General features: G+C 64.1%; 16 protein-coding genes and 1 tRNA gene. 9 read left to right on the top strand and 8 right to left on the bottom strand.

Going from position 1 to position 13,645, the window contains the following annotated elements; all coding sequences use genetic code 11:
* Nucleotides 1-372: 372 nt before the first annotated feature.
* Together RQ479_RS26750 and RQ479_RS26755 are read right to left on the bottom strand one after the other, a co-directional pair.
* Nucleotides 373-449: transfer RNA gene (locus tag RQ479_RS26750), tRNA-Arg, on the bottom strand.
* A gap of 47 nt (nucleotides 450-496) precedes the next feature.
* Complete coding sequence (locus tag RQ479_RS26755) at nucleotides 497-1,189, bottom strand: winged helix-turn-helix transcriptional regulator (protein WP_376702991.1); 693 nt, start codon at nucleotides 1,187-1,189, stop codon at nucleotides 497-499.
* Nucleotides 1,190-1,363: 174 nt separating this feature from the next.
* Here RQ479_RS26755 and RQ479_RS26760 point away from each other — a divergent pair, with 174 nt between their 5' ends.
* From RQ479_RS26760 to RQ479_RS26775, 4 genes are all read left to right on the top strand, one after another.
* The gene (locus RQ479_RS26760) at nucleotides 1,364-1,690 is read left to right on the top strand and encodes a DUF1330 domain-containing protein (protein WP_023677873.1); all 327 of its coding nucleotides are present in this window, start codon (nucleotides 1,364-1,366) and stop codon (nucleotides 1,688-1,690) included.
* Nucleotides 1,691-1,817: 127 nt separating this feature from the next.
* Nucleotides 1,818-2,342, top strand: coding sequence for a hypothetical protein (locus tag RQ479_RS26765; protein WP_376702992.1), 525 nt, complete (start codon nucleotides 1,818-1,820; stop codon nucleotides 2,340-2,342).
* 135 nt (nucleotides 2,343-2,477) lie between these two features.
* Nucleotides 2,478-2,768, top strand: coding sequence for a hypothetical protein (locus RQ479_RS26770; protein WP_352468681.1), 291 nt, complete (start codon nucleotides 2,478-2,480; stop codon nucleotides 2,766-2,768).
* Between the two features lie 38 nt (nucleotides 2,769-2,806).
* Nucleotides 2,807-2,953 (top strand): hypothetical protein, encoded by a 147-nt coding sequence (locus RQ479_RS26775; protein WP_352468682.1) that lies wholly within the window; start codon nucleotides 2,807-2,809, stop codon nucleotides 2,951-2,953.
* Between the two features lie 67 nt (nucleotides 2,954-3,020).
* Here the strand turns inward: RQ479_RS26775 and RQ479_RS26780 are convergent, their stop codons facing one another.
* A complete protein-coding gene (locus tag RQ479_RS26780) occupies nucleotides 3,021-4,184 on the bottom strand; it encodes a M20 aminoacylase family protein (RefSeq protein WP_352468683.1) in 1,164 nt (387 codons plus the stop codon).
* Between the two features lie 270 nt (nucleotides 4,185-4,454).
* On the opposite strand from RQ479_RS26780, the gene RQ479_RS26785 reads away from it, so the two are divergent.
* Nucleotides 4,455-5,633, top strand: coding sequence for a D-alanyl-D-alanine carboxypeptidase family protein (locus RQ479_RS26785; protein ID WP_376706020.1), 1,179 nt, complete (start codon nucleotides 4,455-4,457; stop codon nucleotides 5,631-5,633).
* 4 nt (nucleotides 5,634-5,637) lie between these two features.
* A complete protein-coding gene (locus RQ479_RS26790; protein WP_376702993.1) occupies nucleotides 5,638-6,774 on the top strand; it encodes a CobW family GTP-binding protein in 1,137 nt (378 codons plus the stop codon).
* Nucleotides 6,775-6,939: 165 nt separating this feature from the next.
* Here the strand turns inward: RQ479_RS26790 and RQ479_RS26795 are convergent, their stop codons facing one another.
* The 5 genes from RQ479_RS26795 to RQ479_RS26815 all read right to left on the bottom strand — a co-directional run bounded on the left by RQ479_RS26795 (nucleotide 6,940) and on the right by RQ479_RS26815 (nucleotide 10,862).
* Complete coding sequence (locus RQ479_RS26795) at nucleotides 6,940-7,209, bottom strand: sulfurtransferase TusA family protein (protein WP_376702994.1); 270 nt, start codon at nucleotides 7,207-7,209, stop codon at nucleotides 6,940-6,942.
* A gap of 5 nt (nucleotides 7,210-7,214) precedes the next feature.
* On the bottom strand, nucleotides 7,215-8,540 hold the full coding sequence (locus RQ479_RS26800) for a L,D-transpeptidase family protein (protein ID WP_376706021.1): 1,326 nt from the start codon (nucleotides 8,538-8,540) through the stop codon (nucleotides 7,215-7,217).
* Nucleotides 8,541-8,748: 208 nt separating this feature from the next.
* Nucleotides 8,749-9,699, bottom strand: a complete 951-nt coding sequence (locus RQ479_RS26805) for an acetyl-CoA carboxylase carboxyltransferase subunit alpha (RefSeq protein ID WP_292664002.1) — start codon at nucleotides 9,697-9,699, stop codon at nucleotides 8,749-8,751.
* A 99-nt stretch (nucleotides 9,700-9,798) separates the two neighbouring features.
* Entirely contained in the window at nucleotides 9,799-10,716 is a 918-nt protein-coding gene (locus RQ479_RS26810) for a site-specific tyrosine recombinase XerD (RefSeq protein WP_376702995.1), read from the bottom strand.
* A complete protein-coding gene (locus RQ479_RS26815; RefSeq protein ID WP_023677884.1) occupies nucleotides 10,713-10,862 on the bottom strand; it encodes a hypothetical protein in 150 nt (49 codons plus the stop codon). The genes RQ479_RS26810 and RQ479_RS26815 overlap by 4 nt, the downstream gene beginning before the upstream one ends.
* Before the next feature lie 162 nt (nucleotides 10,863-11,024).
* Here RQ479_RS26815 and RQ479_RS26820 point away from each other — a divergent pair, with 162 nt between their 5' ends.
* The 3 genes from RQ479_RS26820 to RQ479_RS26830 are packed head-to-tail and all read left to right on the top strand — an operon-like array spanning nucleotide 11,025 to nucleotide 13,638.
* Complete coding sequence (locus RQ479_RS26820; protein WP_376702996.1) at nucleotides 11,025-11,627, top strand: shikimate kinase; 603 nt, start codon at nucleotides 11,025-11,027, stop codon at nucleotides 11,625-11,627.
* The gene (gene aroB, locus RQ479_RS26825; protein WP_376702997.1) at nucleotides 11,624-12,745 is read left to right on the top strand and encodes a 3-dehydroquinate synthase; all 1,122 of its coding nucleotides are present in this window, start codon (nucleotides 11,624-11,626) and stop codon (nucleotides 12,743-12,745) included. The genes RQ479_RS26820 and aroB overlap by 4 nt, the downstream gene beginning before the upstream one ends.
* Nucleotides 12,742-13,638, top strand: a complete 897-nt coding sequence (locus RQ479_RS26830) for an HlyC/CorC family transporter (protein WP_376702998.1) — start codon at nucleotides 12,742-12,744, stop codon at nucleotides 13,636-13,638. The genes aroB and RQ479_RS26830 overlap by 4 nt, the downstream gene beginning before the upstream one ends.
* Nucleotides 13,639-13,645 lie beyond the last annotated feature (7 nt).

Raw genomic sequence — 13,645 nt, forward strand, 5'->3', positions numbered from 1 at the left:
TGCGGTTTCACTGAATTCATCCTTTTTAGTGGGTTATCGCCTTGGTCCACGCAGCGTTCCTCCTGCTTATCCGACGCTCGGTGCGGCTTTCGTCCCTGCTTCTCAGGCCGAAACATTGGCCAGGTGACTGCACTCCATGGTCCTGGTCTGCGTCGAAACGCCAGCGGTGCTGACCGCCGCTTTGGTGGCAAAGGCAATGCAACGGATTTGGAGCGCTGACTGCATTCCGGCCTGGATTTTATTCGAAAGAACTCTCCAACTTCCGGTCGTGCGGCGCTGATCGTGCCAGAACCATAGGATCTGCAAAAATTCGCCGTACTATTTCCTCAGAAAAAAGTACGGTGGCAATTTCGCTAAGTTATTGAAAAAGCATGGTGATCCCGACAGGAATCGAACCTGTGACCTACAGATTAGGAATCTGCCGCTCTATCCTACTGAGCTACGGGACCATCGCGCCCGACACATAACCGCTTCGGATCGTTTCGCCAAGAGGCAGCTAGGCTGCTCGCTTGGGTTCGACGGCGAACGGGCTCAGGCCCAGCCAGGTCTGCATTTTACGGGCGATACCCTGGTCTCCCGTCAAGATGACTTTCGGCCCGGCCTTCTCGACAGTGATCAGCCCCATCCAGATTTCGGTCATGGTGTGCAGGTCGGTCGAGACGTAGAGATCGACATCGAAGCCCGGATCGTACCAGCAGAGGTCGACCTCGCCATGCTTCTCGACGATCAGCCACCACGACCGTTTCGAGGCGGGGAGCTCCTGATACAGAAACTGTATCACCGTGCGGCCGTCGGGCAGCGGCGAGGCGTTCAGGTTGCGCCGCATGTCCCACATCAGCAGCGACGGATCGAGGTTCTTCAGCGACAGCCGCGACTCGACCCATTTCTGCCCCCAAAAGCCCATTGCCTCGACGACGGAACGCAGATCCCGGCCTGCCTCGGTCATCCGGTATTCGAAGATGCCTTTCTCGCCGCGGACCTCCTTGCGGTCGACGATGCCGGCCAGCTCGAGTTCCTTGAGACGTTGCGACAGAAGGGTCGGCGACATTTTGGGGACGCCGCGGCGCAGATCGTTGAAACGGGTCGAGCCTGCCACCAATTCGCGAAGCAGAACCATGGTCCAGCGGGTGCACAGCACCTCCGCGGCCATCGATAACGGGCAGAACTGCTTGTATCCCGACTGGGTCATGATGTTGCCTTCCCCTCAAACTCGGCCGGGACAATAGGCCTTTCCCTGCGGCACGGCGAGTACAGAAACTGTACTACACCAGTACAGATCGCGGACTGGCTGGCGCGACGCTTGCCATGCGACCCCTTGGCCGCTGCACGGGATACCCCTGTGCACGACCAGGAGACATGACCCATGACCGCTTACGTTATCGCAGACATCAAGGTGAGGGACCCGAAGTGGATGCCGGCCTATGCCGCGTCGGTCCACGACCTCGTTCACAAGCACGGTGGCAGATATCTGTCGCGCAGCGGCAATGTGAAGACGCTCGAAGGCAAGCCGCTCGACACGACGCTGATTGCCTTGATGGCGTTCCCGACCGAGGCCGCGGCGCGCGCCTTCACCGACGATCCTGCCTACGCACCCTTCGTTTCGGCCCGTCAGGGCGGCAGCGACAGCCGTTTCCAGCTGATCGACAACTCCGATCTGGCTGGGACGATCCCGTATCTGCCGAAGGGATGATCCTTCCGGGCATTCGTCGCATCGGGACAGGGATCTCCCAGCAACAACAGCCACAGCGCCCACCTGCCGGACCCCCTTACTTCCGGCGGCCGGCCGGGGTGTGCTTTTCAAGAAGAATGGAGTGACGATGACAATCAACTTTCGCAACAAGTTCCTCGCTGCCGCGGCGCTGCTGTCCGCCTGCACCGCATTGGCGCAGGCGCATCAGGCAGCGCCCGCGTCCGGTCCCAATCCGCTGGCCGACAAGGTGCGAGCCGCCAACAGCCGCTTCGAGAATGTGGCGGCGGCGACCGCCGAGGGCTATGCGCCCATTCCTTGCGCCAGCGGCATCACCGGCGGCGCCATGGGCATCCATTACGTCAATCCCGGCTACCTCAAGGACGACGCTGTCGATGTCGCCAAGCCGGAAGCGGTGATGTACGAGCCGATGGCCGACGGCACGCTAAAACTGATCGCGGTCGAATACATCACCTCGAAAGGCCCGGCCTCGCTCGATGGGCATCTGTTCAACTTCAACAGCGCGCCCAACCGCTATGGCCTCGGCCCGTTTTACGAGCTGCATGTCTGGGCCTGGAAAGGCAACCCGACCGGCGCGTTCGCCGACATGAACCCGAACGTGTCGTGCGAACCGACGATTGCTGCCAGCCAGTAAGCAGCCGAGCCAGGCGGCGCCAACGCCGCCTGGCCGCGCTGAATTGCGGGGCAGCCAGCAACCGGCGCAAAGACGCCTCAGATAGCGGAACTTTCGGGATGCCGGCGCGCTTTAGTGTCCCGAAGGAGACACCGCATGAGCGCCACGAAAGAGTTCTTTGAAACCTGGCTGCAGGAGAATGTCGGCAATCTGCCGGCCGAGAGCGAGGTGAGCGTCGCCGTCCTGGCTCAGCAATTCGAGCAGGACGCCGATGCTGCCGGCTATGGCCACGAGGTTCGCGAAGACGAACTCGGCAACATCCAGGAGGCGATCGAGGCAGCCCTGAAGAAGGCGAGGACAGGCGAAGAGCCGCAGCCCGCCGACGACAATGAGCTGGCGCCGGTCATGGAGGCGCTGGAGGTCGAGGATCCGAAGAGCGGACCGTAGTGGTTGCGGCTCTTCCCTTCCACGCTACATGACCGGGCATGATGGATGCCAAACACCTCACACTCGGCGTCGTGATCGGAGTGGCTATCGGCGTCGTGTTGGACAACATTGTTGCAGGCATTGGTGTAGGTATTGCTCTGGGCATTGCCTTCGGCCTTGCCCGGAAGTCGTCCGGCCGGAAGTGACCCGCAGAACATATCCTGCCGGGCCGCCCAGAGGTGCGGCAGTCGCGGCACCGCCGGTGCCGAATGGCTACGCCGCCAGCGCCGTCTCCGCCAGCTTCACCCAATAGCTCATGCCGTGCGGGATGACCTCGTCGTTGAAGTCGTAGGCCGGGTTGTGCAGGCCGGCGGTATCGCCATTGCCGATGAAGATGAAGGCGCCCGGCCGCGCTTCCAGCATGTAGGAGAAATCCTCGCCGCCCATCACCGGCTGGATGGCGCGGTGCACATGGCTGTCGCCGGCGACGTCGGCCGCGATGTCGCTGGCAAAGACCGTCTCTTCCGGATGGTTGAAGGTGACGGGGTAATTGGCATTGTAGTCGACCTCGATCGTCGCGCCGAAGGCAGCGCCCAGGCCTTGGCAAAGCGAGCGGATGCGCTCTTCAGCCTTCTTGGCGACCTCCTTCTTCAGCGTGCGTACCGTGCCGGCGATCTCGGCGGTCTCTGGAATGACGTTATAGGCGTCGCCGGCGTGGAATTTCGTCACCGAGACGACCACCGCCTCGACCGGATCGGTGCTGCGCGAGGCGATCGTCTGCAATGCGCCGACAAGCTGGCTGGTGATGACGATCGGATCGATGGTGCCGTGCGGCATCGCCGCGTGGCCGCCCCGGCCCTTGACGGTGATGGTGAATTCGGCGGTCGCCGCCATGATCGGGCCCGGCCTGATGGCGAACTGGCCGACCGGCAGGCCCGGCATGTTGTGCATGCCGAACACCTTGGATATGTCAAAGCGCTCCATCATGCCGTCCTTGACCATCTCGTTGCCGCCGCCGCCGCCTTCTTCGGCCGGCTGGAAGATGACCGCGACGGAACCGGCGAAATTGCGCGTTTCGGCGAGGTATTTGGCGGCACCCAACAGCATCGCGGTGTGGCCGTCATGGCCACAGGCGTGCATCTTGCCGGGGACGGTCGAGGCATAGGATTTGCCGGTGATCTCGTTGAGCGGCAGGGCGTCCATGTCGGCGCGCAGGCCGATGGTCGAGCCTTCGCCGTGGCGGCCGCGGATGATGCCGACGACGCCGGTCTTGCCCAAACCCGTCACGATGTCGTCGCAGCCGAAAGCCTTCAGCTTCTCGGTGACGAAGGCGGCGGTCTTGAAGACGTCGAAATTCAGCTCCGGCGTCTGGTGCAAATGGCGGCGCCAGCCGGCCACCTCGTCCTGCATTTCGGCGGCTCGGTTCAGGATCGGCATGATGGTTCCATTTCGCTGTTGGAGCAGGCGGTCCTGGCCTGCTGCTTTGCAATTGTGCCTGCTGCCTTGCAACCATGCACGCAGCTTTGCATTGTGCTGCTGCTTCCACATTGTGATCGGCAGCACTTTGCCATGTTGACGTCACATAGAGTAAATAGCACCGCGACTGTGGTCCGGGAACAGAGGGCCGGACCATTATCCTGGCGATCGTGTAACGAAATCTTACGGAGCCAGGTGCGACTGCGGCAAGAGGCTATTTCGGTTTTCATGATGCGCTACAGGCATTTCCTCAAACTGTTGGTGGCGGGCGCCGTGGTGCTTGCGGCGCCGGCCGCGCCTGCCTTGGCCAATCCGACCATCCTGTTCGACCTGAACAGCGGCAAGATCCTGCAGCACCAGGAAGCATTCAGGCGCTGGTACCCGGCATCGCTGACCAAGCTGATGACCGCCTATGTGGCGTTTCGTGCGATTGCCGCGGGCGAGGTCCAGCTCGATTCGCCAATCAAGGTGACGAAACATTCGGCCGGCGAGCCGCCGAGCAAGATGGGCTTCAAGCCGGGCTCGGTGATGCGGCTGGACAACGCGCTGAAGATGATGCTGGTCAAATCGGCCAACGATATCGCCATGGCGGTCGGCGAGAATATCGGCGGCTCGCAAGCGGCTTTCGCCGAACGCATGAATGCCGAGGCGCGGCGGCTCGGCATGAGCGGGTCGCATTTCGTCAATCCGAACGGGCTCTATTCGCCGGACCAGTATACGACAGCGCGCGATCTCGCTTTGCTGGTGATGGCGATCCGCAAGGAATTTCCGCAATATGCCCCCTGGTTCTCGATCGAAGGCCTTGCCGTCGGCAAGAAGGCAATCTCCAACTACAACCTCCTGATAGGCCGCTATCCGGGTGCCGACGGCATGAAGACGGGTTTCGTCTGCTCGTCCGGTTTCAACATGATCGGCTCGGCTACCCGCAACGGCCGCACCGTGGTCGCCGTAGTGCTCGGCGAACGGTCGGCCATTACCCGCGCCGAGACGGCGGCAAAACTGCTCGACCAGGGCTTTGCAACGCCGGCGCCGAGCGGGCTGACGGTCGCGGCGCTGCCTGTCTATGGCGACACCATGTCGGCCAACGACATGAATGACGAAATCTGCAAGAAGAAGCCGGTCGCGGAGCAGTCGGAAGCAGCACCGGCGGTCGGCGACAAGGGCAAGGACCTGCCGAAATCGCCCTATAAGGAAAAGCTGGACCATGTCCCGACGCTGATCGCCGTCGGCCTCGGCGGTGCCACGGGGCCAGTGCCGAAGGCGATGCTCGACGCCTCCGGGCAGGAATATGGCGACGTGCCGCTGCCGACATGGCGGCCGGACCGGGCGCCGCCGGCCGGCGCCGAGCCGGCCGTGGCGGGATCCGCCACCGCCGCGCAGGTCCAGCAGCCGGCCAAGGCGCTGAACTAGCCGCATGGCCGGCTTCCCGATCCCCGTTTCGGTGCTCACCGGCTTTCTCGGCGCCGGCAAGACGACGCTGCTCAACCGGCTGCTCCGGGATCCGGCACTCGCCGATACCGCGGTCATCATCAACGAGTTCGGCGAGGTGGCGATCGACCACCTTCTGGTCGAGCAGGCCTCCGACGGCATCATCCAGCTCTCCGACGGCTGCCTCTGCTGCACGGTGCGCGGCGAGCTGGTCGACACGCTGGCCGACCTCGTCGACCGGCTGCAGACCGGCCGCATCGACCGGCTTGCCCGCGTCGTCGTCGAGACCACCGGGCTCGCCGATCCCGCCCCCGTGCTGCAGTCGATCATGGCGCACCCGGCCCTGGTCCAGGCCTTCCGGCTCGACGGCGTCATCACCCTGGTCGATGCCGTCAACGGTAATGCGACGCTGGATGCGCATGTCGAGGCGGTCAAGCAGGTGGCGGTCGCCGATCGCATCGTGCTCAGCAAGGCCGACCTGGCCACGGATGCAGGCGATGTCGAGGCGTTGCGGGCGCGGCTCAGGCAGCTCAACCCGGGCGCCGTGGTGCTCGACGCGAGCGAGGCAAGCACGGCGACCCTGTTCGATTGCGGGCTCTACAATCCGGCTACCAAATCGGTCGATGTGCAGCATTGGCTCGGCGAAGAAGCCGGCCACGACCATGACCATAGCGGGCATGACCACAGCGGGCATGATCACGACGGCCATGACGGTGGCGACCACCATGGTCATGGTCATGGCCACAGGCACGATTCCCGCGTGCGTTCGTATTCGCTGGTCCATGACGGGCCGGTGCCGTTTTCGGCAATCGAGATGTTCCTCGATCTGCTGCGCTCGGCGCATGGCGAGCGCCTGTTGCGGATGAAGGGCGTCATCGAACTTGCAGAAGACCCATCGCGGCCGCTGGTTATCCATGGCGTGCAGAAGATCCTGCATCCGCCGGTGCAACTGCCGGCCTGGCCGGACAGCCAGCGCGGCACCAGACTGGTGCTGATCACGCTCGACATGCCGGGAGACTATATCCGCCGGCTGTTCGCCGCCTTCACCAACCGGCCGTCGATCGACACGCCGGATCGCGCAGCCCTGGAAAGCAATCCGCTGGCTATTGCCGGGCGTGGGTGAAGCTGCCGATCTCCCCCCTCGAGGGGGAGATGGCCGGCAGGCCAGAGGGGGTCGGCCCGACCGGACGCGGCCTCCTGCGGCAGATCAAGGTTGGCGCTTTACGCGAGGCGACCCCCTCTGTCGCCTTCGGCGACATCTACCCCTCGAGGGGGGAGATTACCCCGCTCAGCCGCGCTCGACCAGGAAGCGGTGGCCGCCTGCCGCCGCCGCCGTTTCGATCAGCCGATGGCCGCTCTCGGCGCAGAAGGCGGGAATGTCTATGACGGCGAGCGGATCGGTGGTTTCGAGCCACAGCCGGCTGCCCGGCGGCATTGCGGCCAGGCGCTTTTTTGCCTTGAGCACGGGCAACGGGCAGTTCAGGCCTTTGAGGTCGTAGACGGCGGCGGGGCTGGTTGAGGGCCTGTCTTCTTGGCCCCCATCTTCTTGTTCAAGCATGAAGCTCAGCCGCCAAACATGCCGAGCAGCTTTTTCTTCAACCTTGTCGCCGTGCTTTCGGCGTCCGCAGCCTGCGTTTCGACTGCCGGAGCGGCGTCCGATGGCGCTACGGTGGCGGTGGCGACAGGCATCTCGGCAGCGGTCCTGGCAGCTTCCTTTTCAGCCAGCGCCTGCGCCTTGGCAGCTTCCTTCTCGGCCAGGGCCTGGGCCTTGGCTGCCTCTTTCGCGGCTTTGGCCGCTTCTATGGCGGCTAGCCTTTGTTCCTCGGCCTTCTGCTTGGCAGCCTTTTCGGCGTCGAGCGCCGCCATCTTGCGGCCGGCCGGCGAATCGATGCGGCCCATGCGCGCCGTTTCGGCCACGGTGCCGTCCGGGTTGAGCGAGGGCGGCTCGATCGGCACGCGTTCGCCGCGCGCACGCCGTTTCGACCAGTCTGAAACGATGCTGGCTTCCTTGATCCCGGCGATGGTCGGCTTGGGCGCCGGCACGCTGGCCTTGACGGCGCCGTTGAAGGCCGCCTCATAGGTGCTTTGATAGGCGTTGATGGCGCTCTTCAGCGAATCGGGCTGGGTGGTCGCAGGGCAAGGGCCGGTCGGATTGAAGGCCGAGCCGTCGGCCGCAACCTGGTTGAAGACGTAGCGTTTCTCGCAGACGTCGACTTTCGGCGGCACCTTGGTGACTTCGAAATTGTCGTAGCCGACCTTCAGCATCTTCCAGAATTCGTAGTTTGGGTCGTTGCGGTAGCGCGCCATATTGGCGGCGGTCATGCGGAACGGAAAAGCCTGGATCTGGAACTCGGTCTGGCCGCCCTGGAAGGCGTCGCGGCCGAAGGCATAGATCTGCTCGATCTGCGCGTCGGTCATCGAATAGCAGCCAGACGACGAGCAGGCGCCATGGACCATCAGGTTGGAACCGGTGCGGCCATTGGCGCGGTCATAGGCGTTCGGGTAGCCGATGTTGAAGGACAGGTGGTAATTCGACCGCGGGTTCATCTGTGCCGGGCGGACCGTGTAAAAGCCTTCCGGCGCCTGGCGGTCGCCTTCGGTGAACTTCGGCCCGAGCTTGCCCGACCATTTGCAGATGTCGTAGCTGGCGACCAGGTCATAGCGGCCGTTAGTCTTGGCCTTCCAGATTTCGAGCTTGCCTTCTTCCTTGAAGATGCGGGCCATCACCGAAGAGGTGCGGACCATGCCCTTGGCCTTCATTTCGGTCAGGATCTTGTCCGGCAGCGGCTTGTTGGCTTGCGGCGCAAAATCCTTCATCGAAGCATCATTGCAGCCGGCGACGCCGATCGCAGCGATCAGAACTCCGGTGCGGGCAAGCTTGGCTAACATGGATATCGCTATCGTCTTCATCTCTGCGCCGCGGATGCCGCAGCTGCTAAACTGACCACTGACGGACCCTAAGCCCGTTAACCTTGAAAATTCCTTACCGCAAGCATGGAGCGTCCCCTTACGGCAAGCTCACTGAGCCGAATGCAGCGGCATTTTTGTGGCGAAATTGCTCCACGCCGTCACATTTCAGGCCGCGTGCCTGCGTTGATTACAGATTGCGGCCCATCGCCAGGTATTTCTCGCGACGATGCTCGCGGAAGTCGGTGTTGGCGCCGGAAAATTCCTTCATCGTCCTGGCGATGAGGTCGCCGGTGGCGGCGATAACCGTCTCGGGGCCGCGATGGGCGCCGCCGAGCGGCTCGGCAACGATGGCGTCGATGATCTTCAGCTCCAGCAGGTCCTGCGCCGTGATCTTCATATTGGTCGCAGCATCCCTGGACCGCGTGGTATCGCGCCACAGGATCGAGGCGGCGCCCTCCGGCGAGATCACCGAATAGATGGCGTGTTCGAGCATGTAGACGCGGTTGGCGGTGGCGATCGCTATGGCGCCGCCCGAGCCGCCTTCGCCGATCACCACCGAGATCGACGGCACCTTCAGGCCAAGGCAGGCTGAAGTCGAGCGGGCGATGGCTTCCGCCTGGCCGCGCTCTTCGGCGTTGACGCCGGGATAGGCGCCGGCAGTGTCGACCAGCGTCAGCAGCGGGATTTGGAAGCGGTCGGCGAGTTCCATCAGTCGCACCGCCTTGCGGTAGCCCTCCGGCCGCACCGAGCCGAAATTATGCTTCAGCCGGCTTGCCGTGTCAGAACCCTTCTCCTGGCCGATGATCGCCACCGGCTCGCCACGGAAGCGGGCGAAGCCGCCGACGATCGCCTGGTCCTCGCCGAAATTGCGGTCGCCGGCGAGCGGCGTGAAATCGGTAAGCAGGCCCTTGATGTAGTCGATGCAATGCGGCCTGTCCGGATGGCGCGCCACCTGCACCTTCTGCCACGGCGTCAGCGCCTTGTAGGCATCACGCAGCGCATCGCGCGAGCGCTTCTCGAGACGGGCGATCTCATCGCCGACATCGACCGCCTCGCCGTTCTCGGCAAGCTTCTTCAGCTCGAGGATCTTGCCTTCGAGATCCTGCACAGGCTTTTCGAAATCGAGGTAATTGTACATTCTTGGGCGGACCGGCAAGTCGGAAGGCAATGACTGACGCAAGCCTGAAAATGCAGGCTGGGCGCGGTGGAACGTCGTTCTCACATAGCGACATGACGCCTAGTCGGCAAGCGGATGATGATCGTTGACCAGACGCACCAGCCGCTCCTCCAGCACATGCGTGTAGATCTGCGTCGTTGAAATATCGGCATGGCCGAGCAGCTGCTGCACGGCCCTGAGATCGGCGCCGTTCTGAAGGAGATGGCTGGCGAAAGCATGGCGCAGCACATGCGGCGATATCTTCGCCGCGGCAATGCCGGCCCTTGCGGCAAGTCCTTTCAGCTCGCGGGCAAAGGCCTGTCTCGAAAGATAGCCGCTGTCCGAGGCGGCCGGAAACAGGAAGGGGCTATCGGCAAAAGCCGGCACCGCCGCCCGTGCGGCAAGCCAGGTCCGCATCGCCGTGCGGGCCTTGGCCGATAGCGGCACCATGCGCTCCTTGTTGCCCTTGCCGCGCACCATGAAGAAGCGGTCGTCGCGCTGCGCCACCGTCACGGGAAGGCCGACCAGCTCCGAAACGCGCAAGCCGGTGGCGTAGAGCACCTCGACCAGCGCTTGGAGGCGCAGCGCCGCAATCCTATCGCCGTTGTTGAGCGAGGATTCCATCGCCTCTTGCGCGGCGCGGTCGAGCAGCCGGCCGGTATCGGCCTCGCTCATCGTCTTCGGCAGCGGCCGGCCCTTCTTCGGACTGTCCAGCGTGCCGGTCGGATCGTCACCGCGCAGGCCTTCGGCGTAGAGGAACTTGAAGAACTGCCGGATCGCCGACAATTTGCGCGCCTGCGAGGTGGCGGCAAAGCCGCGCGCGGCGATGTCGTCGAGATAGGCGCGGATGGCGGCGCTGGTGGCAGCGGCAAGCCCACCGCCGATCCCGGCGGAAGCGTCCTCGAGGTCGCGGCGATAGGAGGAAAGCGTGTTTTCGGCAGCGCCGCGCTCGGCGCTCATCATCTCGAGGAAAGCTTCGATGCGGGCGGCGCTGTTCATTTTTTGGGATTGAGCTTTTCCGGAGGGATACGCACGCTCATTTCCGCCTTTCTCGGCTCGACGAACATGACCAGGGCGAACATTGCGCCATAGACAATGCCGGCAAGAATCGCGAGCGTCACGACAAAGCGAAACAGTGTTGGCATTAATTTTCGCCCGTCGTCTTATTCTGCATTTCCAACCCTGTGCCCTTATGAGACGCCAATCCGGCCAATTCAAGGGTGAAGCCCATAACAGGTCCCGGTTGCGCCGCGCTTGACGCAAACAGGCTTTTGATGTCGATACGCCGGCAAAGAGGCCGTAGAAACATGAACGCGCTACCAGCAAATCCTCCGGGCGAGAGCCATGCCGCGCTGCTCGGCCGGCTGGGCGGCCGTTCCATCGTCTTTGTCGGGCTGATGGGCGCCGGCAAGACGGCGATCGGCCGCAAGGTGGCGGCGATGCTGGCGCTGCCCTTTATCGACAGCGACCAGGAGATCGAAAGTGTTTCGCGCATGAGCGTCCCGGACCTGTTCGAGCGCTATGGCGAGGCGGAGTTCCGGGCACTGGAACAGCGCGTCATCCTGCGTGTGCTGGAGCACGGGCCGCAGGTGCTGTCGACCGGCGGCGGCGCCTTCATGAACGGACAGACGCGCGAGGCGATCGCCAGCCATGGCGTTTCGGTTTGGCTGAAGGCAGAGATCGACCTGTTGATGGAGCGCGTTTCCAAGAAGCAGAATCGGCCGCTGCTGAAAAGCGCCGAACCGCGCGCCGTGCTCGAACGGCTGATGGCGGAACGCTACCCGGTTTACGCCGCGGCCGATGTCATCGTGCCGACCCGCGACGACCGCAAGGAGATCATTGCGGCCGAGGTGGTGGACGCGCTGCGCGGCCATCTCGGCGTTGCCGACATTGACGAGGTGCGGTCGTGAGCGCTGATGCAACGGTCTCTGTCGAAGTCGGGCTTGGCGAGCGTGCCTACGACATCTTGATCGGCCCCGGCCTGCTGTCACGCGCCGGCGCCGAGATTTCGCGCCGTCTGCCGGGCACGCGGGCGGCGGTCGTCACCGACGAAAACGTCGCGGCCGCGCATCTCGCAACGCTTGCGGCCGGCCTGGCAAGCGGAGGCATCCAACATGCCGTCATCACGCTGCCGCCAGGCGAAAAGACCAAGAGCTTTGCGCATCTCGAAGAGGTGGTCGACGGCGTGCTGGCCGCCAAGCTGGAGCGCGGCGACGTCGTCATCGCGCTCGGCGGCGGCGTCGTCGGCGACCTCGCCGGCTTTGCCGCCGGCATCGCGCGGCGCGGCATGAACTTCGTGCAGGTTCCGACCTCGCTGCTGGCGCAGGTCGATTCCTCCGTCGGCGGCAAGACCGGCATCAACAGCAAGCGCGGCAAGAACCTGGTCGGGGTGTTCCACCAGCCCAGGCTGGTGCTGGCCGACACCGAAGTGCTCGACACGCTGCCGATCCGCGAGTTTCGCGCCGGCTACGCCGAACTGGCCAAATACGGGCTGATCGACCGGCCGCAGTTCTTCGCCTGGCTGGAGGAAAACTGGCCTCGCGTGTTTGCCGGCGGGCCGGAGCGGGGAGAGGCCATCGCCGAGGCCTGTCGTGCCAAGGCCGACGTCGTTGCCCGCGACGAGTTCGAGACCGGCGACCGCGCCCTGCTCAATCTCGGCCACACCTTCGGTCACGCGCTGGAGGCGGCGACCGGCTATGACGGCGCAAGGCTCGTGCATGGCGAGGGCGTCGCCATCGGCATGTCGCTGGCCCAGCGCTTTTCGTCAAGGCTCAATTTGGCGAGCCCCGACGATGCGGCGCGTGTCGAGGCGCATCTTCGCGCCGTCGGCCTGCCCTGGCGCATGGCCGACATTCCAGGCGAACTGCCCGATGCCGAGACGCTGTTCTCCTTCATCACCCAGGACAAGAAGGTGTCGCGCGGCGCGCTGACCTTCATCCTGACGCGCGGCGTCGGCCAGGCCTTCATCGCCAGGGATGTGCCGGCCTCGGAAGTGCTGGCGTTCCTCAGGGAGAACCATCCGGGATGAGCCAAGCCGGCTGGATCGCGGCTGCCGGGCTCGCAGGCCTCGTCCTGCTGGGCTTCGTCTTGCGCCGGCACCTGCTCGCCGCCTTCGGCTACGAGCTGCAGCGCATCGAGCCGCAGCGCTCGGCGCATGAGGAATTGCGCGGCGCCGTCGACGATTTCCGCCGCGACGGCCAGGTGGTGCGCGAGGATCGTGCCCGCATCGGCGGCCTGTTCGACCTCGAGGAGCTCGAAGTGTCGGACGTGATGGTCCACCGCACCAATATGCGCTCGGTCAACGCCGACGACCCGTCGGAAGCGGTGGTGCGCGAGATCCTGCAGAGCCCGCACACCCGCATGCCGTTGTGGAAGGGCTCGCTCGACAACATTGTCGGTGTGCTGCATGCCAAGGATCTGCTGCGCGCGCTGAACGAGGTAGGCAATGATTTTTCGCGGATCGACGTGATGAAGATCGCGTCGCGGCCGTGGTTCGTGCCCGACACCACGACGCTGCAGGAGCAGCTCAACGCCTTCCTGCGCCGCAAGGCGCATTTCGCCATCGTCGTCGACGAATATGGCGAGGTCGAGGGACTGGTGACGCTGGAGGACATCATCGAGGAGATCGTCGGCGAGATCGCCGACGAGCACGACATCGACATCCAGGGCGTCAAGCAGGAAGCCGACGGCTCCGTCGTCGTGGACGGCACTGTGTCGATCCGCGACCTTAACCGGGCGCTCGACTGGAACCTGCCGGACGAGGAAGCCACCACCATTGCCGGCCTCGTCATCCACGAGGCGCAGTCGATCCCGGACGAAAAGCAGGCCTTCACGTTTCACGGCAAGCGCTTCGTCGTCATGAAACGCGACAAGAACCGGATCGCGCGGCTGAGGATCAAGCCGGCGATGCTTGGCGAATGACAGTGCG

This window comes from Mesorhizobium sp. ISC25 (assembly GCF_042295465.1).
In the GTDB taxonomy this organism is placed as follows: domain Bacteria; phylum Pseudomonadota; class Alphaproteobacteria; order Rhizobiales; family Rhizobiaceae; genus Mesorhizobium.